Annotated in this window: 22 protein-coding genes; 8 read left to right on the forward strand and 14 right to left on the reverse strand. The window is 72.5% G+C overall.

What is annotated here, in order from left to right; translation table 11 throughout:
* Positions 1 to 171: 171 nt before the first annotated feature.
* The 3 genes from ACZ4WQ_RS25640 to ACZ4WQ_RS25650 all read right to left on the reverse strand — a co-directional run bounded on the left by ACZ4WQ_RS25640 (position 172) and on the right by ACZ4WQ_RS25650 (position 3,941).
* A complete protein-coding gene (locus ACZ4WQ_RS25640) occupies positions 172 to 1,968 on the reverse strand; it encodes a hypothetical protein (protein WP_468022452.1) in 1,797 nt (598 codons plus the stop codon).
* Positions 1,969 to 2,297: 329 nt separating this feature from the next.
* Positions 2,298 to 3,602, reverse strand: coding sequence for a phosphoribosylamine--glycine ligase (gene purD / locus ACZ4WQ_RS25645; RefSeq protein ID WP_398377389.1), 1,305 nt, complete (start codon positions 3,600 to 3,602; stop codon positions 2,298 to 2,300).
* Between the two features lie 93 nt (positions 3,603 to 3,695).
* Positions 3,696 to 3,941: a DUF397 domain-containing protein gene (locus ACZ4WQ_RS25650; RefSeq protein WP_398377391.1), complete on the reverse strand. Its 246-nt coding sequence runs from the start codon at positions 3,939 to 3,941 to the stop codon at positions 3,696 to 3,698.
* Between the two features lie 122 nt (positions 3,942 to 4,063).
* Between ACZ4WQ_RS25650 and ACZ4WQ_RS25655 the strand changes: the two genes are divergently transcribed.
* From ACZ4WQ_RS25655 to ACZ4WQ_RS25680, 6 genes are all read left to right on the forward strand, one after another.
* The gene (locus ACZ4WQ_RS25655) at positions 4,064 to 4,435 is read left to right on the forward strand and encodes a DUF4267 domain-containing protein (RefSeq protein ID WP_358846885.1); all 372 of its coding nucleotides are present in this window, start codon (positions 4,064 to 4,066) and stop codon (positions 4,433 to 4,435) included.
* A 34-nt stretch (positions 4,436 to 4,469) separates the two neighbouring features.
* A complete protein-coding gene (locus ACZ4WQ_RS25660; RefSeq protein WP_311729125.1) occupies positions 4,470 to 4,964 on the forward strand; it encodes a cupin domain-containing protein in 495 nt (164 codons plus the stop codon).
* A 58-nt stretch (positions 4,965 to 5,022) separates the two neighbouring features.
* Positions 5,023 to 5,613, forward strand: a complete 591-nt coding sequence (locus ACZ4WQ_RS25665; protein ID WP_398377393.1) for a DinB family protein — start codon at positions 5,023 to 5,025, stop codon at positions 5,611 to 5,613.
* Positions 5,614 to 5,621: 8 nt separating this feature from the next.
* Entirely contained in the window at positions 5,622 to 6,098 is a 477-nt protein-coding gene (locus tag ACZ4WQ_RS25670; RefSeq protein WP_398377395.1) for a GNAT family N-acetyltransferase, read from the forward strand.
* A gap of 27 nt (positions 6,099 to 6,125) precedes the next feature.
* On the forward strand, positions 6,126 to 6,440 hold the full coding sequence (locus ACZ4WQ_RS25675; RefSeq protein ID WP_468022453.1) for a MazG-like family protein: 315 nt from the start codon (positions 6,126 to 6,128) through the stop codon (positions 6,438 to 6,440).
* Between the two features lie 199 nt (positions 6,441 to 6,639).
* Complete coding sequence (locus tag ACZ4WQ_RS25680; protein ID WP_311729127.1) at positions 6,640 to 7,371, forward strand: SLATT domain-containing protein; 732 nt, start codon at positions 6,640 to 6,642, stop codon at positions 7,369 to 7,371.
* Positions 7,372 to 7,397: 26 nt separating this feature from the next.
* Here ACZ4WQ_RS25680 and ACZ4WQ_RS25685 read toward each other — a convergent pair whose 3' ends face one another.
* The 10 genes from ACZ4WQ_RS25685 to ACZ4WQ_RS25730 all read right to left on the reverse strand — a co-directional run bounded on the left by ACZ4WQ_RS25685 (position 7,398) and on the right by ACZ4WQ_RS25730 (position 16,579).
* Entirely contained in the window at positions 7,398 to 7,931 is a 534-nt protein-coding gene (locus ACZ4WQ_RS25685; RefSeq protein WP_468022454.1) for a hypothetical protein, read from the reverse strand.
* On the reverse strand, positions 7,928 to 8,371 hold the full coding sequence (locus tag ACZ4WQ_RS25690; RefSeq protein WP_468022455.1) for a hypothetical protein: 444 nt from the start codon (positions 8,369 to 8,371) through the stop codon (positions 7,928 to 7,930). Before ACZ4WQ_RS25690 ends, ACZ4WQ_RS25685 begins: the two co-directional genes overlap by 4 nt.
* A 35-nt stretch (positions 8,372 to 8,406) precedes the next feature.
* Positions 8,407 to 8,946: a GNAT family N-acetyltransferase gene (locus ACZ4WQ_RS25695; RefSeq protein WP_385346051.1), complete on the reverse strand. Its 540-nt coding sequence runs from the start codon at positions 8,944 to 8,946 to the stop codon at positions 8,407 to 8,409.
* 60 nt (positions 8,947 to 9,006) lie between these two features.
* A complete protein-coding gene (locus ACZ4WQ_RS25700) occupies positions 9,007 to 9,480 on the reverse strand; it encodes a carboxymuconolactone decarboxylase family protein (protein ID WP_311729131.1) in 474 nt (157 codons plus the stop codon).
* 119 nt (positions 9,481 to 9,599) lie between these two features.
* Complete coding sequence (locus tag ACZ4WQ_RS25705) at positions 9,600 to 10,250, reverse strand: hypothetical protein (RefSeq protein WP_311729132.1); 651 nt, start codon at positions 10,248 to 10,250, stop codon at positions 9,600 to 9,602.
* 81 nt (positions 10,251 to 10,331) lie between these two features.
* Positions 10,332 to 10,853 carry a hypothetical protein gene (locus tag ACZ4WQ_RS25710; protein WP_398377402.1) on the reverse strand — a complete coding sequence of 174 codons (522 nt, stop codon included), beginning with the start codon at positions 10,851 to 10,853 and terminating at the stop codon, positions 10,332 to 10,334.
* Positions 10,854 to 10,858: 5 nt separating this feature from the next.
* Complete coding sequence (locus ACZ4WQ_RS25715) at positions 10,859 to 11,497, reverse strand: SigE family RNA polymerase sigma factor (RefSeq protein WP_311729134.1); 639 nt, start codon at positions 11,495 to 11,497, stop codon at positions 10,859 to 10,861.
* The gene (locus ACZ4WQ_RS25720) at positions 11,494 to 14,205 is read right to left on the reverse strand and encodes a dolichyl-phosphate beta-glucosyltransferase (protein WP_398377404.1); all 2,712 of its coding nucleotides are present in this window, start codon (positions 14,203 to 14,205) and stop codon (positions 11,494 to 11,496) included. Before ACZ4WQ_RS25720 ends, ACZ4WQ_RS25715 begins: the two co-directional genes overlap by 4 nt.
* A 97-nt stretch (positions 14,206 to 14,302) precedes the next feature.
* Positions 14,303 to 14,995: a GntR family transcriptional regulator gene (locus tag ACZ4WQ_RS25725; protein ID WP_311729136.1), complete on the reverse strand. Its 693-nt coding sequence runs from the start codon at positions 14,993 to 14,995 to the stop codon at positions 14,303 to 14,305.
* 192 nt (positions 14,996 to 15,187) lie between these two features.
* On the reverse strand, positions 15,188 to 16,579 hold the full coding sequence (locus tag ACZ4WQ_RS25730) for an aspartate aminotransferase family protein (protein WP_398377405.1): 1,392 nt from the start codon (positions 16,577 to 16,579) through the stop codon (positions 15,188 to 15,190).
* Between the two features lie 401 nt (positions 16,580 to 16,980).
* Here ACZ4WQ_RS25730 and ACZ4WQ_RS25735 point away from each other — a divergent pair, with 401 nt between their 5' ends.
* A complete protein-coding gene (locus tag ACZ4WQ_RS25735; RefSeq protein WP_398377407.1) occupies positions 16,981 to 19,473 on the forward strand; it encodes a serine/threonine protein kinase in 2,493 nt (830 codons plus the stop codon).
* Between the two features lie 60 nt (positions 19,474 to 19,533).
* Positions 19,534 to 21,354 (forward strand): protein kinase domain-containing protein, encoded by a 1,821-nt coding sequence (locus tag ACZ4WQ_RS25740; protein WP_398377408.1) that lies wholly within the window; start codon positions 19,534 to 19,536, stop codon positions 21,352 to 21,354.
* Positions 21,355 to 21,653: 299 nt separating this feature from the next.
* Here ACZ4WQ_RS25740 and ACZ4WQ_RS25745 read toward each other — a convergent pair whose 3' ends face one another.
* Positions 21,654 to 22,937: an adenylosuccinate synthase gene (locus ACZ4WQ_RS25745; protein ID WP_311729140.1), complete on the reverse strand. Its 1,284-nt coding sequence runs from the start codon at positions 22,935 to 22,937 to the stop codon at positions 21,654 to 21,656.
* Positions 22,938 to 23,077 lie beyond the last annotated feature (140 nt).

Genomic DNA, 23,077 nt, shown 5'->3' on the forward strand with positions numbered 1-23,077 from the left:
CCCCCGGGCGGCCTGTAGCCACCACCACCCCAGGACATCACATTACGCACCCACTCAGTCACTGATCGTCGCGACTTTGCCGAACCCAGACCCGGAGCGTTCACGTCCGGGTTTCATCCGGTCGGCCCTTGATTTACCGGGCTGAGGTGCTCGGTCCGTGACGCCCGGCCGTCAGACCAGCCGGACCGGCTTTTCCGGCCGCACGCCCGCCTCGCCGAGCCAGGCGCGCAGCGGCTCGGCGTCGCCGTCCTCGACCAGGCTCAGCACCGGGTGCGCCAGATCCGCCCGCCGCCGCCCGCCGATCATCAGCGCGGGCCCGTCCAGCCAGTCGAGGCCCGGCGCGGCGCCCGCGGTGTCTATGGCGGCGCAGCACACCATGGCCGTGACATGGTCGGCCAGCAGCTCGCGGCCGCTGCGGGGCGGCTGAAGCGGGAACAGCGGCGCGAAGCCGTCGATCCACGGGTCGCCGCCGGAGCCCGGCCCCTCCCCCGTACGCACCCCGGCCGTCTGGCCGGGCGCCGCCCGGGTGGCCGCCCGGCGGACGGCCTCCTCACGGGCCAGCTCCACACTGAGCCAGGTGGCGACCTCCTCGCCGAGCCGCCCGGTCGGGGCGAGGTCGGGAGCGGCGGTCAGCCGGTCCATGACCCGGGCGAGGGTGGGCGCGGCGGGCTCGGGGCCCGCCCCTGTGGCCGCCTCTCCAGACGCCGCGGAGCCCGTTCGTCCGCCGCCACCGGAGCCGGCCTGCTCGTCGAGGACGCGGTGCAGCCGGGCGGCCTCCACGCGCCATTTGCGGTCGACGACCTCCTCCGGATACTCGCCCCAGTCGACCGGGGACCAGTCCGGGCCAGGCTCGCTCGGGCCGCCGTGGAACAGCCGGGCGGCCAGCAGGGACGTCGCCTCGTCGATCACGCCCGGCTCCTCAAGCAGGTCGCAGGCAGGACGCTCGCTGAGCCGGGAGGTGAACCCCTCGGCGAGCCGGTCGCGGCGGGAGAGCTCGGTGAGGGCCGCGACCACGCCCGCGTCCAGGCGGGACGGCCAGCGGCCCATCCGCCACGCGGGCAGCGCGACCCTGGTCAGCAGCCGGTCCCACCCCGCGTACGCCAGGCCCACCTGCTCCTGGGCCACGATCCGCAGGCCGTAGTCGACCGTCTGGGCGCGCTCGGAGGCGGCCGCGGCGACGGCCCGCTCCATCACGGCGGCGTGGTCCCGGCAGCCGCGCAGCAGCAGCCGCGCGATCCAGCCGAGGAAGGCGAGGGCGGGGCGGCGCACCGCCCGGCCGAGGGCCGGGCCCGCGCCGTGGCCCGAGCCATGGCCCCCGCCGTGGGCGGCGACGGCCACGGCGGCGTCCAGGCCGCGGACGAAGCGGCGGGCGGCCGCTATGTCGGGGTGCGTGGAGGGGCCGGTGCCCGCGACCACGGGCGCGAGCAGGGCGCGCAGCTCGGCGACGCGCATCCACCACAGGAACGGCGAGCCGATCACCAGCACGGGCGGCTGCGGCACCCGCCGCTCGCCTCTCCCGAGGACCGCCGCACCGGTCGGCACGCGCTCCGCCGCGGCCGCACCACTGCCGCGGGGGCTGTGCGCCCGGTGCGTACGGTCCTCCAGCCAGCTGTCGCAGTCCGGGGTGAGCGCTACCGCGGACGGGGCGGGCACCTCCAGCCGGTCCGCGAGGTCGCGGACCAGGCGATAGAGGTCAGGGGCCGTCTCCTCGGGGATGGGCACGGTGGGGCTCAGCGCGGGCCTGGCCCGGACCACCACGGCCGCCACGGCGGCCGCCAGCAGCAGCGCCACCACGGCGCCGCCGACCACCGCCCAGCGGACGGCGGTCCAGCCCTCGTCATGGGAGCCGCCGATCCGGCCGGTGGCGCCCCCGGCCAGCAGTACGACGGCGGCCGCCGCCGGGAGGAGCGCGATCGCGAGCGCGGTGCTCCGGATCCGCAGCACCGCGAGGGCGCGAGCGCGCGCCACTTCTGCGCCTGCTTCCGGACCTGCCACGGTTCCATCACCCCCTGCTGTCCAGCCGATCTTCGAACAGCGGACGACGGCGGTGTTGTGCCCTTACCCACCCCACTGTCGCACCGGCCGCCCGCGCCGCAATGCCGGTGGGCCAGTTGCCGCACCGCGCCTGAGCGGCACACTAGTTGGGGCCCCGTGCGTGCGTCAGCAGGATGCCGGGAGGGCTCACCCGATGGAATGGCCTTGGTCGGAACCGGGAACTTCTCCAGGAGCTTTCTGGACGACCACAGGCTCTACTCGAGCGCTCCTCAATCCCTTCTCCAACCCTTCTCGACCGGGCCTCAGGCCGATGCCGCCCCGGGCCCCGCCTCCACGGCCGCCTCCGCCGCCGCCTCCGCCGCCGCCTTGGCGGCGATGTCCGAGCGGTGGTGGGAGCCGTCCAGGCCGATCCGGGTGACCGCCTGGTACACCCGTTCGCGGGCCTTGGCCAGGTCGGAGCCGGTCGCGGTCACCGACAGCACCCGGCCCCCCGCGCTCACCACGTCACCCGAGGCAACGTCCCGCTTGGTGCCCGCGTGCAGCACATAGGCCTTGGGCCCGTCCTGCTCCGCCACCTGGTCCAGGCCGGTGATCGCGTCACCCGTACGGGGCGTGTCCGGGTAGTTGTGCGACGCGATCACGACCGTCACCGCCGCGCCGTCGCTCCACCGCAGCGGCGCCAGCGAGTCGAGCCGCCCGGTCGCGGCGGCCAGCAGCACACCCGCCAGCGGCGTCTTCAGCCGGGCCAGCACCACCTGGGTCTCCGGGTCGCCGAAGCGCGCGTTGAACTCGATCACCCGCACCCCGCGCGAGGTGATCGCGAGACCCGCGTACAGCAGCCCCGCGAACGGCGTACCCCGGCGGCGCAGCTCGTCCACGGTCGGCTGAAGCACGGTCGCCAGCACCTCGTCGACCAGCTTGGGGTCCGCCCACGGCAGCGGGGAGTACGCGCCCATGCCGCCCGTGTTCGGGCCCTCGTCGCCGTCGTAGGCCCGCTTGAAGTCCTGGGCGGGCTGGAGCGGGATCACCGTCTCGCCGTCCGTGACGGCGAACAGCGACACCTCCGGGCCGTCCAGATACTCCTCGATCACCACGCGGCCGCAGGCCAGCGCGTGCTCGCGGGCGGCGGCGAGGTCGCTGGTCACGACCACGCCCTTGCCGGCGGCCAGCCCGTCGTCCTTGACGACGTACGGCGCGCCGAAGGCGTCCAGCGCCTCGTCGATCTCGGCCTCGTTCGTGCAGACGTAAGCGCGGGCGGTGGGCACGCCGGCCGCCGCCATCACGTCCTTGGCGAACGCCTTCGACCCCTCCAGCTGCGCCGCCTCGGCGGACGGCCCGAACACCGGGATCCCCCGCGCGCGCAACGCGTCGGCCACCCCCGCCACCAGCGGGGCCTCCGGGCCGACCACCACCAGCTCCGCCTCCAGCGAGGCGGCCAGCTCGGCGACGGCCGCGCCGTCGAGGGCGTCGACCGTGTGCAGCTCGGCGACCTCCGCGATGCCGGCGTTGCCGGGAGCGCAGTGCAGCGCGCTGACGTCGGGGTCGAGGGACAGTGCGCGGCACAGGGCGTGTTCGCGGGCGCCGCTGCCGATGACGAGGACCTTCACGGTATGCAGCCTATTGCCTCCCCGCCCCGCCCCCCGGCCCCGGGGGCCCGGCCGCCCCCTCGCGGCGGCCGTGCGGGCCGTACCGGACCCGGCTCAGAGCTCGCCGGAGAGCACGCCTTTCCGGAAGGCGTCCCACTCGGCGGCGGTGTAGCGGAGGGCCGGGAAGGCCGGGTTCTTCGAGTCGCGGATGGCGACGCCGCCGCGTGGGAGATCGGTCATCTCTATGCAGCCATTGCCGCCGTCGCTGAAGGACGACTTGCGCCACGGCGCCGCGCTCAGGTCTATCGCGTAGAGGTCGTCCTTGCGCAAGCCCGACGGGCCGAGCTGGGCCCTGCCCACGGACGAATGATGATCCAGGTGCGGCTGTCCACCGCGCCCGGTTTCTAGCGGCGCTAGATTTCCGGTCGGCGACCTGATAGCGTCGACCATGTTCCTAGCGCCGCTAGCAAACGGGAGAAATCATGCTCACGCCCATCGCCTACGGACTGGCCGCCTTCCTCACCCTCTTCGTCGTCTTCATCGGCGCACGGTTTCTGGTCAGCCCCCAGGCCGCCGCGACCGGCTTCGGCGTACCCGCCAAGCAGCACGGAGACGCCGCCTACCTGACGGTCAAGGGCCTGCGCGACCTCACCTCGGGCGTGATCGGCCTCGCCCTGCTCGCCTTCGCGGACGTCCATGCCGTGGGCTGGTACATGCTGGCCGTCGCCCTCACCCCGCTCGGCGACACCCTCATCGTCCTGCGCAATGGCGGCACCAAGGCGGCGGCCTTCGGCATCCACTTCGCCACCGCCGTGGTCGTCCTCATCAGCGCCGCGCTCCTCTTCGCCGTCTGACCCTCAGCAGTCTCGCCCCAAGGGAGTTACGCAGATGTCTCTGGTCGTGCCGGAATTCAACGAGTCCGTGATCGTCCGCTCCGCGGAGGCCGAGGTGATCGGCCAGGCCCCGACCACCATCCGGCTGCTGGCCGACAGCGGCTCGACCGGCGGCGCGCTGTCCACTCAACGCGTCACGCTCACCGACGGCGCGGACGGCGCCAGACCGCATCACCACGCCAACTCGGCCGAGCTGTTCTACATGCTGGACGGCACCGCCCAGCTCCTGTCCGGCGAGCAGGTCGTGACCGCCGAGCGCGGCGACCTCGTCATCGTGCCGCCCGGTCTGGCCCACGCCTTCGCCGCCGCACCGGGGCACAACGCCGACATCCTCATCGTCATCACCCCCGGCGTCGAGCGGTTCGAGTACTTCCGCCACCTGGAGCGCATCGCCTACGGGAAGGTGCCGCCGGAGAGCCTGGCGGAGGTCCAGGAGCTCTACGACACCTACTTCCGCACCAGCCCGACCTGGGACCGGGCCAGGTCCTGAGACCGCCGAGCCCGGCGAGCCCACGGCGCTGTCAGTGCCCTCTGCGAGACTTCCCCGCATGCCGGAAGCGAACTTCAAAGCGAATCTGCACCACTACCTGCGCTCCGCCCGCGAAGCCCTGCTGTGGAAGCTCGACGGGCTCTCGGAGTACGACGTCCGCCGCCCCCTGACGCCGACCGGCACCAACCTGTTGGGGCTGGTCAAGCACGCCGCCTGCGTGGAGCTGACGTACTTCGGCGAGGTGTTCGGGCGGCCGGCCGACGAGCCGCTGCCCTGGCTGGCGGACGACGCCGAACCCAACGCGGACATGTGGGCGGCCGCCGACGAGTCGCGGGAAGACATCGTCGGGCTGTACCACCGCGCGTGGAAGCACGCGGACGAGACGATCGAGGCACTGCCGCTCGACGCGGCCGGTCATGTGTCGTGGTGGCTGGAGGGGCGCAGGGAGGTCACGCTGCACCAGATCGTGCTGCACGTGACGAGCGACCTCCAGCGGCACGCCGGCCACGCCGACATCCTCCGGGAGCTCATCGACGGGGCCGTCGGGATGCGGAGCGCCAGCAGCAACATGCCGTCGGTCGACGCGTCGTGGTGGGCGGAGTACCGGGACCGTCTGGAGCGGGTGGCCGACGAAGCCGGGCGGGGCTGATCCCGCCGATGGACATCGCGCTTCGCGAAGTGAGAGACGACGACCTGTCCGTCTTCTGGGCTCAGATGAACGAGCCCGAGGGGATTCATATGGCGGCCTTCACCGCCGAGGACCCATCCGACCGCGCCGCTTTCGACGCCCACTGGGCGCGGAACCGCCAGGACCCGGCGGTCACCCACCGCACCGTGGTCGGCGGAAGCGGTGAGATCGTCGGGCACGCCGCGGTGTTCGGTCCGCCCGAGGAGCGCGAGGTCACGTACTGGATCGGGCGGGAGTACTGGGGCCGTGGGGCGGCCACCGCCGCGCTGCGGGAGCTGCTCGGCGCCGTACCGGAGCGTCCGCTGCTCGCCCGGGCGGCAGCGGACAACGCAGGCTCCATCCGGGTCCTGGAGAAGTGCGGATTCGTGGTGACCGGCAGGGAGCGCGGTTTCGCGAACGCACGGGGCGAGGAGATCGACGAAGTGGTGCTCACCTTGGTCGGATGACCGTCGCGACAGGTACGTTCGCCGGTCATGGAAGAGACCTGGGACACCGTCCGCCGGCTCGTCGCATGGCTGGACGCGGAGAGCGCCGCGGCATCGCCGGAGGTCGCGCGCCTGCTGCGGGTGCTCAAGATCAGCGAGGAGGCGGGGGAGGTCGCCGAGGCGGTGCACGGCGTCATGGGCGGCAACCCCCGCAAGGGCGCCAGCCGCACGTGGGCCGACGTGGAGCGGGAGTTGTGCGACGTCGTCCTGACCGCCATGGTCGCGCTGGCGAGCCTGACCCCGGATGCGCGGAAGCGGTTCGAGGAGCATGTGTCGTACGTCGCCGACCGGTCGCTGGGGTGAGACCGTCGCCGGGTCGGCCCCGGCACTCTTTCGGGTGAGGGGGCGGACGCTCCTATACCGAATCACGCCCCTCGTACGGGCGGTTATCCCGCGAACCCGGCCGCGTGGCCAGCCGTTCGGCGGTAGGTAAGGTGGTTCCGCATCAGCCGCGCGCCAAGGGAGGCGTAGCGAGTACCTCAGCGCAGAGGGAGTGCCACGGGTGAGTCAGCCGGAGATGCAGCCCGAGGGGCTTCCTCGACAGGAAGAGGCGAACAAGCAGGGGGACCTGCTCGGCCGGCCCTTCCCGCAGGGCGACTGGGGGGAGCCCGCCGAGCGTCTCGACGAGCTCTACCGGTGGGTCGAGGAAGGCGCGTTGCAGGTCGCGCGGTGGTATCTCACCGAACGCGTATGGAAGCGGCGGATCGCGCGGGCGCTGCGGGTGGGGGCGGCGGTCACGGGGGTCGTGGGGGCCATACTGCCGCTGCTGGATCTGAACGGGGTGCTGGGCGGCGGGGCCGGGTGGGGCTGTCTGATGCTGCTGATCGCCGCCGCGTGTGTGGGGTGCGACCGGTTCTTCGGGCTGACGTCGGGATGGATGCGGGACGTGGCGACGGCGCAGGCCGTACAGCGGCGGCTGGAGGCGCTTCAGTTCGACTGGGCGTCGGAGAGCGTGCGCGAGGTGCTCGGCCCGACCGAGGGCACCGCGGCCGAGGCCGTGGAGCGCTGCCTCGCCGTGCTGCGCCGCTTCTGCGAGGACGTGTCGGAGCTCGTACGGACCGAGACCGCCGGCTGGATGGTGGACTTCGGCTCCGGCTCGGCGCCGCTGTTCACCCAGGCGCTGGTGGCCCAGGGCTCCCGCCCGGACGGCGGAAGCCCCGCGAACCGCTTCCCGATGCCCCCTGCCACCCGGCCCAACATGCCGCGCCAGCGCCCGCCGGAGCCGCCCCGCTGAGGCCGGGCCCAGGGTTGAGAACAGCCTCAACCCCTCGGGCGGCGCTTGGTCTTCGCGCTCATGCGCTCTCGTAGCAGGGCCTGGTAGTAGCCGGACCGTTCGTCGTCCAGGTCGATGAACTCGCAGATGTCCGCCGCCGTCCCGGCGTCGTCCGCGCTGCCCGTGAGTCCGGTCCGCGCGATCAGCCAGTAGCCCTCGCGGGCCTTGCGGCGGCACTCGTCGCCGAGTTCCGCCCGTCCCGCCGCCTGCTCGGTGGCGTGGGAGTCACCGCTGACCAGGTGGCACAGCGTGTCCAGGAGGTGGCGTCGGGCCGGCGGGGAGGGGTCCCCCGCCAGCGCGGCGAGGATCACGCCGACGGCGGGCACGGCCGCCTCGAAGAGGTTGGTGCCGATCTCGAGGTGGTTGTCGAGGGTGTACCCGATCATGTGCCGCGGTGTCCCGGCGGTGAGGATCGCCTCGAACATCAACGGCACATGTTCCGCGGACTCACCACAGCCGCAGCTCAGCGCCGCCCAGTCGTGGCGCTCCAGCTCCGCGTGCACCAGCGCGCTGACGCTCAACCGCGCGCCGCCTGCTGGATCGCCCACTGGACCGCCGCCACCATCTCGTCGCGGTGCGCGATGTTGTGCCGCGACCACACCGGCGTCCGCCAGCCGGCGGCGATGCCGAAGCGCCGGCGCCCGCCGTCCCGCGTGGTGATACGGAGCACCGTCCGGCCGGCCGCCCCGACCGACGTGATGTCCTCGAGCCGCACGGCCCGCGCCTTGTTCGACCAGCCGACGATCAGGTCGATCGCCCTGTCGACGCCCGGCGGGGCCGCCGAACCCGCCACCGTGCTGAGCAGCTGGCCCGCGAGCTTGGTGTTCAGCGGGCCGTGGTAGAGGCGGCGGTTGGTGAGGACGAGCAGTCCGCCGATCAGCGCGAGTCCGGTCCCCGGAATGAGCACCGCGCCGGTCTTCACGCAGAGCACCCGCTCCCCCTGCTCCGGCGGCAACGTCACCCATAGCCTCATGAAGCATCCCCCTCGGACAAAGCCTACTGGCGGTCCTTTGCCCGAAGCCGATACACGACATTCCGACGCAGCGGCCCTTCGGGCACCGTCAGGTCGTCGAAGTCATCGGCGGGGTCGCGGGTCATGCCGATACGGCGCATCACCGCTTGCGAGCGGAGGTTGGTGGCCGTCGTTATCGCGAGGATCTCGGCGAGGTCGAGGGTGGTGAAGCCGTGGTCCAGCGCCGCCAGGGCGGCCTCGGTGGCATAGCCGTGGCCCCAGTGCGGGCGGGCCAGGCGCCAGCCGACCTCCACTCCGGTGAACGGCGTGTCCTCGTCCACCGGGTCCAGCCCGGTGAACCCGATGAACTCGCCGGTGGCCCGCACCTCCACCGCCCACCATCCCCAGCCGCGCTGGTCGAGGTCGGCCTGGAACCCGGCCACCGACGCCTCGCTCCGCTCCCGCGTGAGCACGTCCGGGAAGTACTCGCGGACCTCGGGATCGGCGTTCATCACAGCCCACGGTTCGAGGTCGGAGTCCCGCCACCCGCGGAGCACAAGACGATCAGTACGCAGCTCGGCCATCGCGCCAACCTAACGGGACGCACAAGCGCGGAGCGATCGAATAAATCGTGCCCGGGCCCGTCAGCCGAACTGGCCCGGCTGGTAGTCGCCGGCGGGCTGCTGGATGATCACGTTCATCCGGTTGTAGGCGTTGATGAGGGCGATGAGGGAGACGAGGGCGGCCAGCTGGTCCTCGTCGTAGTGCTTGGCGGCGTTCGCCCAGGCCTCGTCGGTGACACCGCCGGCGGCGTCGGCGATGCGGGTGCCCTGTTCGGTCAGCTCCAGGGCGGCCCGCTCGGCCTCGGTGAAGACCTTGGCCTCCCGCCAGGCCGCGATCAGGTTGAGACGCACCGAGGTCTCCCCGGCGTGCGCGGCGTCTTTAGTGTGCATGTCGGTGCAGAAGCCGCAGCCGTTGATCTGGCTGGCGCGGATCTTCACCAGTTCCTGCGTCGCGGCCGGCAGCGTCGAGTCGCTGACGGCCTTGCCCGCGGAGTTGATGTACTTCGCGAACTTGGCCGCGACGGGGTTGCCGTAGAAGTTCAGACGGGCGTCCATGGTGTTCTCCTTGCCGTGTCGACGCTTACACAGCACTGACGGACGCGGTTCAGGAGATGTGACGGCCGAACCCATCACATGAATGTGACGTGCGCCACATCCATGTGATGGGTCGGGTCTCAGCTGAAGACGATCATCGAGCCCTGGCCGAGGCTGCGCGTGGCCGCCGCGTGCAGGCCCAGCCAGACATGGCGCTCACGGGCGAAGGGGCCGTCCTCGTACGGAATGGATTCCGCCGGTTCCTCCAGGGTGGTGGGGCGGGCCGGGGGCGCCGGGGCGGCGGGTGGGTTGTTGGGGTCGATACCGAGGGCCGGGGCGACCGCCTCCAGCTCTCTCAGCAGGCCGTGGCTCGACCCCAGGGGGCCGCCGCCTTCGAGGAGTTCGTCGTTGGACAGCGGGCGTTCGAAGTCGACGGGGACATACGTGCCGGCGTGGTCGTAGTGCCACACCAGGTGCGACTGCTGGGCCGTGGGCTCGAACATCTCCAGCAACTGCTCGTAGTCCCCGCCGAGTTCGCCCACCGGCGAGACGGCCAGCCCGCAGACCTGGAGCAGATAGGCGCGGCGCAGCAAGTGCAGCGCGTCGTAGTCGAAGGCCGCGACCGGGGCGACGTCCCCGGACAGCCCCGGCATATAGCCGAAGACGGGCACGGGCGGCAGTCCGGCTTCACCGAGCGCCTTGTCGTATGCCGCGATCTCCTCCGCGAAGGGGTTGTCGGGGCTGTGGCACAGCACATCGACGAGGGGGACCAGCCAGAGGTCACATGCCACGCGATCTCACTCTCGTATCCGTACGGTCGATGGTCGGCCCAGCGTAATGCTCCCCGTACGCCGCGCGAAGAGTCCCGTACGTCAGGGGGCTGTGGTCGCTGGGGTCGTCACTGGAGTCGTCTCGGGGGGCGTCGGCGAGGACGGGCTCGCCGGCGACGTGACCGTGTCCGTGTCCGTCGGCTGGGCCCCCGTTGTGCTCGGCGGCGGCGTCGACGGCGAGTAGGTCGACCCCGACGGTTCCGCCGATCCGGACGTCTCGAATGTTCCGGACGTCCCGGACGAGGACTCCGAGGGCGACGCGGTCGCGGTGGTGGTCGTGGTCGTGGTCGTCGACGACACGGGGCGGACCGGGCCCGGACCCGCGGGCGGCGCGTCGCGGCCGTCGGGCAGGATCCGTACGACCAGGGCCAGCGCCACCGCCACCAGCGCGACGACCAGCCCCGCGGCCACGGGCACCGCCGCCCGGCGCGCCCGCGCCCGGCGCCTGCCGCTGCGCACCGCCCGCGCCATGTCCACGCCCGGCGCCCCGGGGCCCGGTTCGAGCCCGCGCAGCGGGGCGAGCAGCCGCACCGCCTCCCGTGCCAGTTCGTCGTCGTCCCGCATGGCGGCTACTCCTTCCCCACGGGCTTGCCCACGGATGTCCCCGAGGTCCCCGACGGCCCTGACGGCCCCGACGTCAGCGGCCGGTCGCCGAGTTGGCCGCGCAGCCGGGCGAGGCCCCGCGCGGTCTGGCTCTTCACATTCCCCTCCGAACAGCCGAGGACCGCGGCCACCTCGGCCACCGGCAGATCGCACAGGAAGCGCAGCACCAGCACGGCGCGCTGCCGCGCCGGGATGCGGGAGAGCGCGGTGTGCACGACGGTGCGCGTCTCGATGTCCGGGACCCCCTCGACGGGCGGCAGCCCCGGCGTGTCGTGCGGGGCGCCGGAGAGCCGGACGAACCGGGCCCAGCCCAGGCGCTGTTCGTTCAGGAAACACCGGACGAGGATGGTGTGCACATAGCGGTCCAGGTCGTCGGCGGCGCGGGCGCGGCGCCAGTGGACGTACAGCTTGGTCAGCGCCGCCTGGACCACGTCGTCGGCGCGGTGCGGGTCCTTGCAGAGCAGATGCGCGAGGCGGCGCAGCGCGGGCAGCCGCGCGGAGACGTACGCGGTGTACGCTCGCTCGGCCTCGGCCCGGTCGTCGGCCCGGTCCTTCGTCCAGTCCTCGGCCGTACCGGCGGCCCCGTGCCCCGCCCTCCCCCTCATGCCTCTCCGTGCACCTCCCACACCCACAGGCCCCCGATCCACTCGCCCCGCCACCCGAGCAGGCGCTCCAGGGTGGCACGCAGCGCCTCGTCCCCCGGCTGCGGGGCCAGCACCACGGCGCCCGCCCGCCAGAAGTCGAGGTCCGCGCGGAAGGCGCGGCGCTGCTTGCGGCCGATGTCCGGGACCTTCCCGGTGCGGCGGACCTCTTCGAAGAGGGCGGAGGTGTAGCGGGGCTCCGGGCCGTAGATGCCGGTCCGGTCGGGGCCGTAGGGGCCGTTGAAGTAGCCGCCGGGGATCGGGAAGCCCATCTTGGCAACGGTCTGCCAGTGCAGTGGCTCGGCGTTTCCAGGGCTGGGCAGCGGCACGGGGACGAGCGTGTGGCCCTCGGGGACATGCGCGCGCCAGGTGCCGTCGGCGACGAAGGACGGGACGGGGGTGCGGTCGGCGGTGGTGAACGGGGTGGGCGCGATGGGCAGCAGGGCGGCCACGACGGCGGCCCACCCGGCGATCCGGAGCCCGGTGGTTCGGAACCAGGTGAGCTGGGGCCTGGTGAGTTGGGGCCTGGTGAGCTGGGGCCTGGTGAGCTGGGGCTTGGCGGTTCCGAGCCAGGTGGTCAGGGACCCGACGGTTTGCGAGGCGGTCGTTCGGAGCCAGGTGATGCGGGGCCCGGTGGTCCCTGCCCCCGTGATGCGCGGCAACCAGAGCCGTTCACCCCCCTCGGCGCGACGCCCCTCCGCGCGGCGCCCCTCCTCGTACAGCCGGTCGCAGGCCAGCGCCACCAGGATGCCCAGCGCGGGCACCGCCGCCATCGCCACCCTCGACTCGATGACCGACTCGAACAGCGGCAGGCCGGCGAACACCCGCCACGGGCCCGGCAGCACGATCCCCGTCCAGGGCACGGGGATCGTGCGCCCGAGCGAGAGCACCGAGGCCCCGAGGGCCACCCAGCCGAGCGTCCGCACCCGCGCGTCCCGCCACAGCCACACCACCGTGCCGGCGGCCAGCAGGAGCAGGGGCAGGCCGAAGAAGGCGTTCTGCTCGGTGCGGTTCATGGCGAGCGCGTCGGCGGTGGCCTCCTCCCCGGCCAGCGAGCGGCCCGCGAACTCCGTGAACGCGCGCGGTGAGTTGCCGGCCGGGCCGTGCAGCACGCTGTGGTAGCTCTGGTCGCCGAAGAACTGCCACAGCAGCGGATACGCGACCAGCGGCAGGCACACCGCGAGCGCGAAGGCCAGCCCCCGGGCCAGCGGGCGCAGCGCCGCGCGCGCCACGCGCGGGCGGGCGGCCGCGTAGCCGATCGCGAAGAGGACGAGGCCCAGCGCGGCGAGCAGCAGCGCCTCCTCGCCGAGGAAGACCTGGTAGGTGAGGAAGAGGCCGAGGACCACGCCGTCGCGCCTGACACGGGTGCCCTCGCACAGCCGCAGCAGCCGGTCGATGATCAACGGCATCATGAACAGCACCGCGAAGTTGGGGTGCGCGTTGGCGTGGGAGATCATCGGCGGGGCGAAGGCGCAGAGGGCGCCGCCGAGCGCGGCGGCCCGGCGGGCGCGTACGAACCGCTTGCGCAGCAGCCAGTACCAGGCGCCCGCGGAACCGGCCAGCCCGCAGGTCAGCACCAGCGCCCAGGTCATCCCGGGGCCGAGGAGCACGGTGACGGGCGCGAGCGGGACGGACAGCCCGAGCATGGCGGTGTTGGCCATGAGGTTCACCCCGAGCGGGGCGTTCTGGAGCTCGGTGAAGAACGGGTCGCCGGGCCCGGATCCCCCGAAGAGGTTGTCGGCGGTGACCGCGAAGAACCACTCCCACTGGTTCTGGTCCTGCCCGCTGTCCACGAGGTAGCGGTGGCCGACATCCACCCACAGCCCCTTGTAGAGCAGCACCGACAGCAGCAGATAAGCGAGGAGGACGGCCCGGTCGCCGGGGCGTATCCGCTCCCCCAGGCTCCGCCGCCACAGGCGCAGCAGGTCCATGAGCACCCGGGCGTAGTCCAGCGGGCGGATCTTGGAGCCTGCCTGGTGCGCCCAGCGCACCGGCACCTCGGCGACCGCCCAGTCCGCGCGGCGGAAGGTGCGCAGGATCTCCACGTCGATGCCCCACCCGTCGAGCCGCGACCGCCCGAAGGCCGCGCGCGCCCGGTCGCCGTCGAAGAGCTTGAAGCCGCACTGGGTGTCGCCGAAGCCGGGCAGGGCCACCGCCCGTATCAGCCGGTTGCCCGCCCGGCCGAGCAGCCGGCGCAGCGGGTGCTGGTCCACCTCGATCAGCGCGTCGGGGTGGGCGCGGGAGCCGATGGCCGCGGTGAAGCCCGCGTCGAGCCGGTCGTGGAGCTGTGCCAACTCCTCGATGGGGGTGGCGAGATCGGCGTCGGTGAGCAGCACCCGGCGCCCGCGCGAGGCGAGCACGCCCAGGCGCAGCGCGTGGCCCTTGCCGTGGTTGCGCGCGAAGGAACCGGAGGTGGGGGATGCGGCGGCGGGCGGCGCGAGCAGCCGGATGCGCGGCTCGGTCTCGGCCGCGTCGCGGACGACGGCCGCGGTGGCGTCGGTCGACCCGTCGTCGACGACGATCAGCTCCCACTCGGCGTGGCGGCCGGGCGAGGAGCGCAGATAGCGGCAGATCGCGTCGAGGGTCCCGGGCAGCCGGTCCTCCTCGTTGTACGCGGGCACGACGACCGTCAGATCGACGGCGCCGGTGCCGGACGCGGGCCCGCGGGCCACGAGAGGACTTGGCGAAGTGTGCAGCACATGACGGTGACCACGCCGGACCCCCGGCAGGTTGTGTGTTCTGCGTCACAGCTTCACGAGGGGCGAGCGGTCACTCCTTCTCGCGCCCGTTGACCAACCGCTCGATGAGGGCGAGGAAGTGCGCGTTGTACGCGGCTATCAGACGCTCGGAGATCTCGGCGTCGCCGCGGGTGACGGCCGCCGTGAGCTCGCAGTGCCCCGCCCACAGCTCCCCGCGCAGATCCGGCACGCGCCGCAGATACGGCACCGTGAACACCCAGGTCTGCACCCGCAGCCGCTGGAGGAAGTCGAGTATGTAGGGGTTGCCGACGAGCCCGCAGATCTCGCGCCAGAAGCGCAGGTCGTAGCCGATGAGTATGTCCAGGTCGCCGGAGCGCGCGGCGCGCTCGGCCTCCTCGGCCCGGCGCCGCACCGAGGCCAGGGCCTGCGGGGTCATGGTGCGCAGGGTCTCCTCGACGGCATGCCGGAAAAGTCCCTCGACGACCATGTTGCGGGCGTCGACCATGTGCCGGAAGTCCTGGAACGTGAACTCGTGGACCTTGAAGCCGCGGTGCTCCTCGACGTCCAGCAACCCCTGCGAGCACAGGTCGAGCAGGGCCTCGCGGACCGGAGTGGCGGAGACCCCGTACTGGTCGGCCATCTCCTTGACCGTGAACTGCCGCCCGGCCGGGAGCCTGCCCGCGAGCACCTCGTCACACAGCGCCTCGGCGATCTGCTGCCGCAGGGTGTTGCGCTTGACCGGGCTGGCACCGGGCACGGACATCGAGGACCGTCTCCTTCCGCGGCCGTCGTGTCGTACGGATGCGGACGGCCCTCGCATCACGATATGCGAGGGCCGTTGCGCGAAGTGCGCGGAGAGGACCCGAGTGAACTGGTCTACACGGTTATTTGATCTCCTCCTGAGCCTGCGGGCTCAGGGCGGCGCCGACGCGCGGCGCGCGGGCGGACGCCGGGGTCAGGCGTCGGTGTGGGCGTCGGCCGCGGACAGCGCCTCGTCCAGGATCGCCAGCCCCTCCTTGGCCTCGGCCTCGGTGACGGTGCACGGCGGGACGACATGCGTGCGGTTCATGTTCACGAACGGCCACAGACCGCCGCGCTTGCAGGCCGCCGCGAAGTCGGCCATCGGCTGATTGGCCGGGCCGCCCGCGTTGTACGGGACCAGGGGCTCGCGGGTCTCCTTGTTCTTGACGAGCTCCAGCGCCCAGAACACGCCCAGGCCACGGACCTCGCCCACGCTGGGGTGGCGCTCGGCGATCTCGCGCAGCCCCGGGCCGATGACCTTCTCCCCGATCTCGGCGGCGTTCTCCACGATGCTCTCCTCGGCCATCGCGTTGATCGTGGCGACGGCGGAGGCGCAGGCGAGCGGGTGGCCGGAGTAGGTCAGTCCGCCGGGGTAGGGGCGCTGGTCGAAGTCCGCGGCGATCTCGGCGCTGATCGCGACGCCGCCGAGCGGGACATAGCCGGAGTTGACGCCCTTGGCGAAGGTCAGCAGGTCCGGGGTGACGCCGAAGTGGTCGGCGGCGAACCAGCGGCCGGTGCGCCCGAAGCCCGCCATGACCTCGTCGAGGATGAAGACGATGCCGTAGCGGTCGCAGATCTCGCGGACCCCGGCCAGATAGCCGGGCGGCGGCACCATGATCCCGGCGGTGCCGGGGACGGTCTCCAGGATGATCGCGGCGATGGACTGCGGGCCCTCGAAGGCGATGGTCTCCTCCAGGTGCGCGAGCGCGCGCTCGCACTCCTGCCGCTCGTCGGTGGAGTGGAAGGGCGAGCGGTAGAGGAACGGCCCCCAGAAGTGGACGACGCCGGCCGAGGCGGTGTCGGAGGCCCAGCGGCGCGGGTCGCCGGTCAGGTTGATCGCGGCGGCGGTGGCGCCGTGGTACGAGCGGTAGGTGGACAGCACCTTGGTGCGGCCGGTGTGCAGCCGGGCCATGCGCACGGCGTTCTCCACGGCCTCGGCGCCACCGTTGGTGAAGAAGATCTTGTCCAGGTCGCCGGGCGTGCGCTCGGCCACCAGCCGCGCCGCCTCGGACCGTACGTCCACGGCGAAGCCCGGCGCGATGGTGCACAGCCGCGCGGCCTGCTCCTGGATGGCGGCGACGACCTTGGGGTGCTGGTGGCCGATGTTGGTGTTGACCAGCTGGCAGGAGAAGTCGAGGTAGCGGTTGCCGTCGTAGTCCCAGAAGTACGAGCCCGAGGCGCCCGCGACGGCGAGGGGGTCGATGAGCCCCTGGGCGGACCACGAGTGGAAGACATGGGCCCGGTCCACCGCCTTGACGGCGGCACCGGCGGCGGGGTCGGGCGTCGGGCTGGGGGTCGGCGCGGAGTGCGCGGGCTGTGCGGACACGTTCGCTACCTCTGATCGCTCGCGGGTCGGTGGAGCCCAGGGTACGGACCGGTGACCGGGGCGCGGCACCGACAGGCTGTCGGGCGCGGGGCCCGAACCATCGACAGAATGGACAGAGTGACGGAGCTCGGTCCCCGCCGAAGGCCGCGGCCGTTCGAGGGATCGTTCCAGGCCACCGGGGTCGCGCCGGACGGCTGTGCGAACAGCCGGGCGGGGGAGGGGGGTTCACGGCCGGGGCGGACGCGCCGCGGGCGGCCGCCGGAGGCCGTGCGGACGGTGCGGAATCGGCACGGTCAGATACGGAACCGATAACGGATCGTATGCGTCGTCCACTTCGCTCTCAGTCCCCTTTATTCTCTGGCAAGGGGCTGATCAGGGGATCAGGGGAAGGACAGCGAGGCATGGAAGACCTGGGGGCCGACGACCCTCGTTGGATCGGCGAGTACCGGCTGATCCGCCGGCTGGGAGCGGGGGGCATGGGACGGGTGTTCCTGGCCCACTCGCCGCGCGGCCGTACGGTAGCGGTCAAACTCGTACAGACCGAACTCGCGCAGCAGGCCGAATTCCGGCGCCGCTTCAAGCAGGAGGTGCGGGCCGCGCAGCGGGTGGGCGGTGAGTGGACCGCGCCCGTGCTCGACGCGGACACCGAGGCCGCCACCCCTTGGGTCGCCACGGGCTATATCGCCGGGCCCTCACTGCACGCGATCGTGACCGAGTCGGGCCCCCTGCCCGAGCGGTCCGTGCGCATCCTGGGCAACGGCCTGACCCGCGCGCTCCAGTCCATCCACGGCGCGAACCTGATCCACCGCGATCTGAAGCCCTCCAACGTCATGATCACGATCGACGGGCCCCGCGTCATCGACTTCGGCATCGCGCGGGCCCTGGAGACCATCACCGACGGCGTCCTCACCCGCAGCGGCGCCGTGGTCGGCTCCCCCGGCTTCATGTCGCCCGAGCAGGTGCGCGGCGAGCGGGTCAGCCCGTCCAGCGATGTGTTCTGCCTCGGGTCGGTGCTCGCGTTCGCGGCCATCGGCCGCCAGCCCTTCGGCACCACCGACAGCGGGGTGCACGCGGTGATGTACCGCATCGCGCAGGAGGAGCCCGATCTTCAGGGGCTGCCCGATGGGCTGCGGGAGCTGGTCACCGACTGTCTGCGCAAGGACCCGGCCGCCCGGCCGACCCTGGAGCAGCTGCTGGAGCGCACGGCCGAGCCCGAGGGGGCCGACGGCGCCGACGAGCCCTGGCTGCCGGGCAGCCTCGTCGCCCAGCTCGGGCGCCACGCCGTACAGCTGCTGGACGCGGAGACCCCCGCCTCGCCGCTGTCGCCCGGCGTGCCCGCGCCGCCGACCATACCGCCGGCCGGCCCGCCCGCCTTCCCGCCGGCCAAGCCGACGGTCCCGGCTCCCCCGGCCACGCCGCCCACGGCGTCGCTGTCCGCCACGTCGTTCCCGCTGGCGCCTGCGGAGCCGCCGACGCCCCCGCCGCCGACCAACCCGCCGCCGGCCGGCGCGCCCGCGCAGGCGGCCCCGCCCGCGGCCCCCGCCACTCCCCCGGCCGTTCCCCCCGCGATGCCCGCCGCCTCGCCGGTGGCGCCCGCAGCCGCGGCCCCGCAGACGCCTCAGCCGCCCGCCGTCCCGCCGCAGGCCGAAGCGCCCGCCGCGAGCCCGGTGCCCGAGCCGCGGGCGGAGAACGCCGCCGCGCCGCAGGCCCCCGAACCGGCCGCGCCCGCCGAGCCGGCGCAGACCGCGGGTCCGGGCGCGGCACCGGGTGCGGCACCTGCGCCCACGCCGCCGCAGGGATTCGGGCCGCCGGAGGTCACCTCCTTCGACGCCACGCCCAACACGCCCCCCGCGGGCCTCGGCGCCATGGGCCCGGGCGGCCCCGGCGGACTCCAAGGTCCCGGCGGCCCCGGCGGGCCGTTCGCGCCCGCCCCCGCGCCCACACCCCCGCCCGCGAAGCGCAACAGGCGCAAGCCGGTCATCATCGCCTCCGCAGCCGCCGCGACCCTGATCATCGCGGGCGCGGCCGCCTTCGCCTACGTCGCCTTCAACGACGACGACAAGAAGGACAAGCCGGACTACAGCAAGATGACCCACACGCCCCCGGCCAACTCCAAGACCACGCCGCCGACATCGCCGTCCGAGGACGACTCGTCCTCGCCCGAGCCGTCCTCGACGGGCCTGAACAACGGCGGCGACGTCCCCGATGACTACCTGGGCGCCTGGGAAGGCCAGATCATGGACGGTGACACGGCCACCGGGAAGATCCGCCGCATCGTCATCTCCCAGGGCGCGATCGGCTCGAAGACCATCGAGACCTTCACCGCCGCCTCCGACTCCTTCTGCTCGAGCAAGGCGACCCTCAAGGACGTCAAGAGCCTTCTGGTCATCGAGGACGAAGAAGTGAACACCAGCATCCCCTCGGCCAATTGCAGCGCCGTCGGGGAACAGACCCTGAAGCTGGGCAACGACGGCTCCATCGCCTGGAACAACTCGGACGGCTCCTCGTCCGCCACGCTGCGCCCCTCGAAGTCCGGTGACAGCCCCATCCCCGACAAGTACCTGGGCACCTGGCTGGCCAAGGACGCGTTCGGGGTGTCCGGCGCCACGTTGAAGATCACCATCAAGCAGGGCGCGATCGGCACGGTGGTCACCAAGGACCTCGGGGAGAGCGAGAGGTACCAGTGCGAGACCAGGCGGATTCTGGTCTCGGTCGACAAGGGACTGGTCCTGAGCCCCGGCGAGGTCGTCGACGAGACCCCGGCGGACTCCTGCCCTTCGAGCGAGATGCTCAGCTTTACCGCCGACGGTTCTGACAAACTCCGTGTGGACTACGACGATCCGAACGACTACAGCGACGAGACTCAGACGCAGACGTTCACTCGCGTAGGCTGATCGCCCGTCAGCCGATGGCCGGTCGTCGGCTGAACGCACACGGACAGGAGCCGTACGGCAATGGAGAACCTCGGGGCCCAGGACCCGCGGTGGATAGGCGAGTACCGGCTGCTCGGCAGGCTGGGCGAGGGCGGGATGGGCCGGGTCTACCTGGCCCGCTCCTCCCGCGGCCGCACCGTCGCCGTAAAGCTGGTGAAGGCCGAACTCGCCCGACACACGGACTTCCGCAGCCGCTTCCGGCGTGAGGTCGCGGCCGCGAGACGGGTCGGCGGGCAGTGGACCGCCCCCGTACTGGACGCCGACACCGAGGCCCAGGTGCCCTGGGTGGCCACCGGCTACATCGGCGGTCCTTCCCTGCACGACGTCGTCGCCGAGCAGTTCGGCGCGCTGCCCGAGCAGTCCGTACAGACCCTCGCCCGCGGGCTGGCCCTCGCGCTCCGCGACATCCACGGGGCCGGGCTGATCCACCGGGATCTCAAGCCGTCCAACATCCTCATCACCATCGACGGGCCGCGCGTCATCGACTTCGGCATCGCGCGGGCCCTGGAGACCATCGCCGGCGTGGGCACCAACCTGACGGTGGCGGGCGCGGTCGTCGGCTCGCCCGGCTTCATGTCGCCCGAGCAGGTGCGCGGCGAGGCCGTGACCACCGCGAGCGATGTCTTCTGCCTCGGCTCGGTGGTGGCCTTCGCCGCCACCGGCCGTCAGCCGTTCGGCAATGTGACCAGCGGGGTGCACGCCCTGCTGTACCGAATAGCCCAGGAGGAGCCCGACCTCCAGGGGCTGCCCGAGGGACTGCGCGAGCTGGTCGTCGGCTGTCTGCACAAGGACCCGGACGCCCGGTTCTCGATCGACGACGTGCTCGCGCGCACCGAACCGGCCGGGCAGGCGGCCACCGGCCCCTGGCTGCCGGGCGAGCTGCTCGCCAAGCTCGGGCGGGACGCGCTACAGCTGCTGGAGATGGAGGCAGACTCCGACTCCGAAGCAGACTCGGACACCGCCAACCTGCGGACGGGCGGCATGGTGGCCGTCGCGCCGCACACCCCCGGCGGCCACGTCGGCTACGCCACGCCCCCCGCGCCCGGAGCGCCCGGGACACCACCCGGCGCCTTCACCCCGCCCGCCGCCCACCCCGGTTACCCGATGGCCGGCGCGGCCGGGCAGCCCTGGCCGAGCGCCCACCACCAGTTCCCGGGCCGCATCGGCGCCCCGCCCGCCCGGTCGCTGCGCACCTCGCGCGGCCTGAGCACGACCATGAAGTGGCTGCTCGGCGCCTTCGCGCTGCTGTCCATCGCCCATCTGGGCCTGAACGGCACGCTGTTCGGCGCGTACGACGACTCTCTGAACGGCGTCGACACCAGGGCCGATATCGACGAGGCCAGGAACGCCCTGGACCTCCTCGAGATCTTCACCGGGGTGCTGGGGATCACGCTCATCGTGCTGTTCCCGGTGTGGTTCCGGCACGTGTACCTCAACGCCACGTTCCTCGCGCCCGGCCGCCAGCGGTACGGCAGCGGCCTCGCGGCCGGCTCGTGGTTCCTCCCGGTCGCCCAGCTGTGGATCCCCAAGCAGATCGCCAACGACATCTGGATCTCCAGCACGCCCCCCAACACCCGGCCCGCCTCCCGCGCGGTGCTGAACTGGTGGTGGGCGCTGTTCGTGACGATGTGCTTCAGCACCGTCTTCCAGGAGGCGGCGGAGGGCCTGGCCAGTTCGACCGAGCGGAAGATGGTGTCCGTCGGCCTGGGCATCATCGACGATGTGGCCTCCGCGCCCGCGGCTGTGCTGGCGCTGATGGTGGTGGCCCGCGTCACGAAGATGCAGCAGCCGCAGCGCTGGCAGCCGGAGGGAGGGGGCTTCGGGCCTCCCGCGATGCGCTGAGTGGTGTCCGGAGGAATGTTTCCCCTCCCCGCCCCTTTCCAGCCCCTGTCGATATGCGGCTCCGCCGCGTGAGGGGCTCCGCCCCAGCCCCCGGCGCCCCCGCGGCTCCTACGCCACCTGCGGGCGAGCTGGCGCCCGGCCGCGCGGGCGAAGCCTGCGGCGCCCCCGGGGCTACCGGCCCCTTCCCACGTCATCGACGTGCGGCACCCCCGCAGGAGCGCCCCGCCCCGGACCCGGGGGTCCGGGGGCAACGCCCCGCGGCGCGGGCTCAGGTCCGGGGGCTCTGGGCCCCCGGACGGTCACAGGAACGAGTTGATCTGGATCGTCTCGTCACGGCCCGGCCCGACGCCGATCGCCGAGATCGGCGCGCCCGACATCTCCTCCAGCGCCTGAACGTACTTCTGCGCGTTCTTCGGCAGCTGGTCGAAGGTCTTCGCCTGGGTGATGTCCTCCGACCACCCCGGCAGCGTCTCGTAGATCGGCTTCGCGTGGTGGAAGTCGGTCTGGCTGTACGGCAGCTCGTCGACCCGCTTGCCGTCGATCTCGTACGCGACGCACACCGGGATCCGCTCCCAGCCGGTCAGCACGTCCAGCTTGGTGAGGAAGAAGTCGGTCAGGCCGTTGACCCGGGTCGCGTAGCGCGCGATGACCGCGTCGAACCAGCCGCAGCGCCGGTCACGGCCGGTCGTCACGCCCCGCTCGCCGCCGATCGTGCGCAGCTTGTCGCCGTCCTCGTCGAAGAGCTCGGTCGGGAAGGGGCCCGCGCCGACGCGCGTGGTGTAGGCCTTCAGGATCCCGATCACGCGGTTGATCTTCGTCGGGCCGACGCCGGTCCCCGTGCAGGCACCGCCCGCGGTGGGGTTCGAGGAGGTGACGAAGGGATACGTGCCGTGGTCGACGTCGAGCAGCGTGCCCTGGCCGCCCTCGAAGAGGACGACCTGGCCGTCGTCGATGGCGTCGTTGAGGATCAGCGTGGTGTCCGCGACAAAGCCGCGGAGCTGGTCGGCGTAGCCCAGCAGTTCCTCGACGACCTGCTCGACGGCGATGGCGCGCCGGTTGTAGAGCTTCGCCAGGAGCTGGTTCTTGAGGTCGAGGGCCGCCTCGACCTTCTGCCGCAGGATCGACTCGTCGAAGATGTCCTGCACCCGGATGCCGACCCGGTTGATCTTGTCGGCGTACGCCGGGCCGATGCCGCGGCCGGTGGTGCCGATCTTGCGCTTTCCGAGGAAGCGTTCCGACACCTTGTCGAGGGTGGTGTGATACGGAGTGATCAGATGCGCGTTACCACTGATCAGCAGCTTGGACGTGTCGATTCCGCGCGCGTTCAGCCCGCTCAGCTCGGAGAGCAGGACCGCCGGGTCCACGACGACGCCGTTGCCGATGACCGGGGTGCATCCCGGGGAGAGGATTCCGGAAGGGAGGAGGTGCAGCGCGTACTTCTGGTCGCCGACGACGACCGTGTGGCCGGCGTTGTTGCCGCCCTGGTAACGCACCACATAGTCCACCGAGCCGCCGAGCAGGTCGGTGGCCTTTCCCTTGCCTTCATCACCCCACTGAGCACCGAGCAGCACAAGTGCGGGCACAGGCGTACACCCCTTCCGGGCGGGGCATGTCCAACGTGCGTGGTGGCTCGCGCAACCACAAGAGCCGTCGGACCGGTGCCCCGGATAGACGAAGCCCCTGGCGCAACAGCGACAGGGGCTCTTGCACCGAGAGATTACCT

The organism is Streptomyces sp. NPDC028305, from assembly GCF_055569495.1.

What these genes read in the sequence shown, in the direction of transcription:
- ACZ4WQ_RS25725 (WP_311729136.1), bottom strand. Translation starts at nt 14,995, where the DNA reads ATGTCCGTGCCCGGTGCCAGCCCGGTCAAGCGCAACACCCTGCGGCAG.
- ACZ4WQ_RS25735 (WP_398377407.1), top strand. Translation starts at nt 16,981, where the DNA reads ATGGAAGACCTGGGGGCCGACGACCCTCGTTGGATCGGCGAGTACCGG.
- ACZ4WQ_RS25660 (WP_311729125.1), top strand. Translation starts at nt 4,470, where the DNA reads ATGTCTCTGGTCGTGCCGGAATTCAACGAGTCCGTGATCGTCCGCTCC.
- ACZ4WQ_RS25675 (WP_468022453.1), top strand. Translation starts at nt 6,126, where the DNA reads ATGGAAGAGACCTGGGACACCGTCCGCCGGCTCGTCGCATGGCTGGAC.
- ACZ4WQ_RS25710 (WP_398377402.1), bottom strand. Translation starts at nt 10,853, where the DNA reads ATGCGGGACGACGACGAACTGGCACGGGAGGCGGTGCGGCTGCTCGCC.
- ACZ4WQ_RS25740 (WP_398377408.1), top strand. Translation starts at nt 19,534, where the DNA reads ATGGAGAACCTCGGGGCCCAGGACCCGCGGTGGATAGGCGAGTACCGG.
- ACZ4WQ_RS25695 (WP_385346051.1), bottom strand. Translation starts at nt 8,946, where the DNA reads ATGGCCGAGCTGCGTACTGATCGTCTTGTGCTCCGCGGGTGGCGGGAC.
- ACZ4WQ_RS25665 (WP_398377393.1), top strand. Translation starts at nt 5,023, where the DNA reads ATGCCGGAAGCGAACTTCAAAGCGAATCTGCACCACTACCTGCGCTCC.
- ACZ4WQ_RS25655 (WP_358846885.1), top strand. Translation starts at nt 4,064, where the DNA reads ATGCTCACGCCCATCGCCTACGGACTGGCCGCCTTCCTCACCCTCTTC.
- ACZ4WQ_RS25715 (WP_311729134.1), bottom strand. Translation starts at nt 11,497, where the DNA reads ATGAGGGGGAGGGCGGGGCACGGGGCCGCCGGTACGGCCGAGGACTGG.
- ACZ4WQ_RS25670 (WP_398377395.1), top strand. Translation starts at nt 5,622, where the DNA reads ATGGACATCGCGCTTCGCGAAGTGAGAGACGACGACCTGTCCGTCTTC.
- ACZ4WQ_RS25700 (WP_311729131.1), bottom strand. Translation starts at nt 9,480, where the DNA reads ATGGACGCCCGTCTGAACTTCTACGGCAACCCCGTCGCGGCCAAGTTC.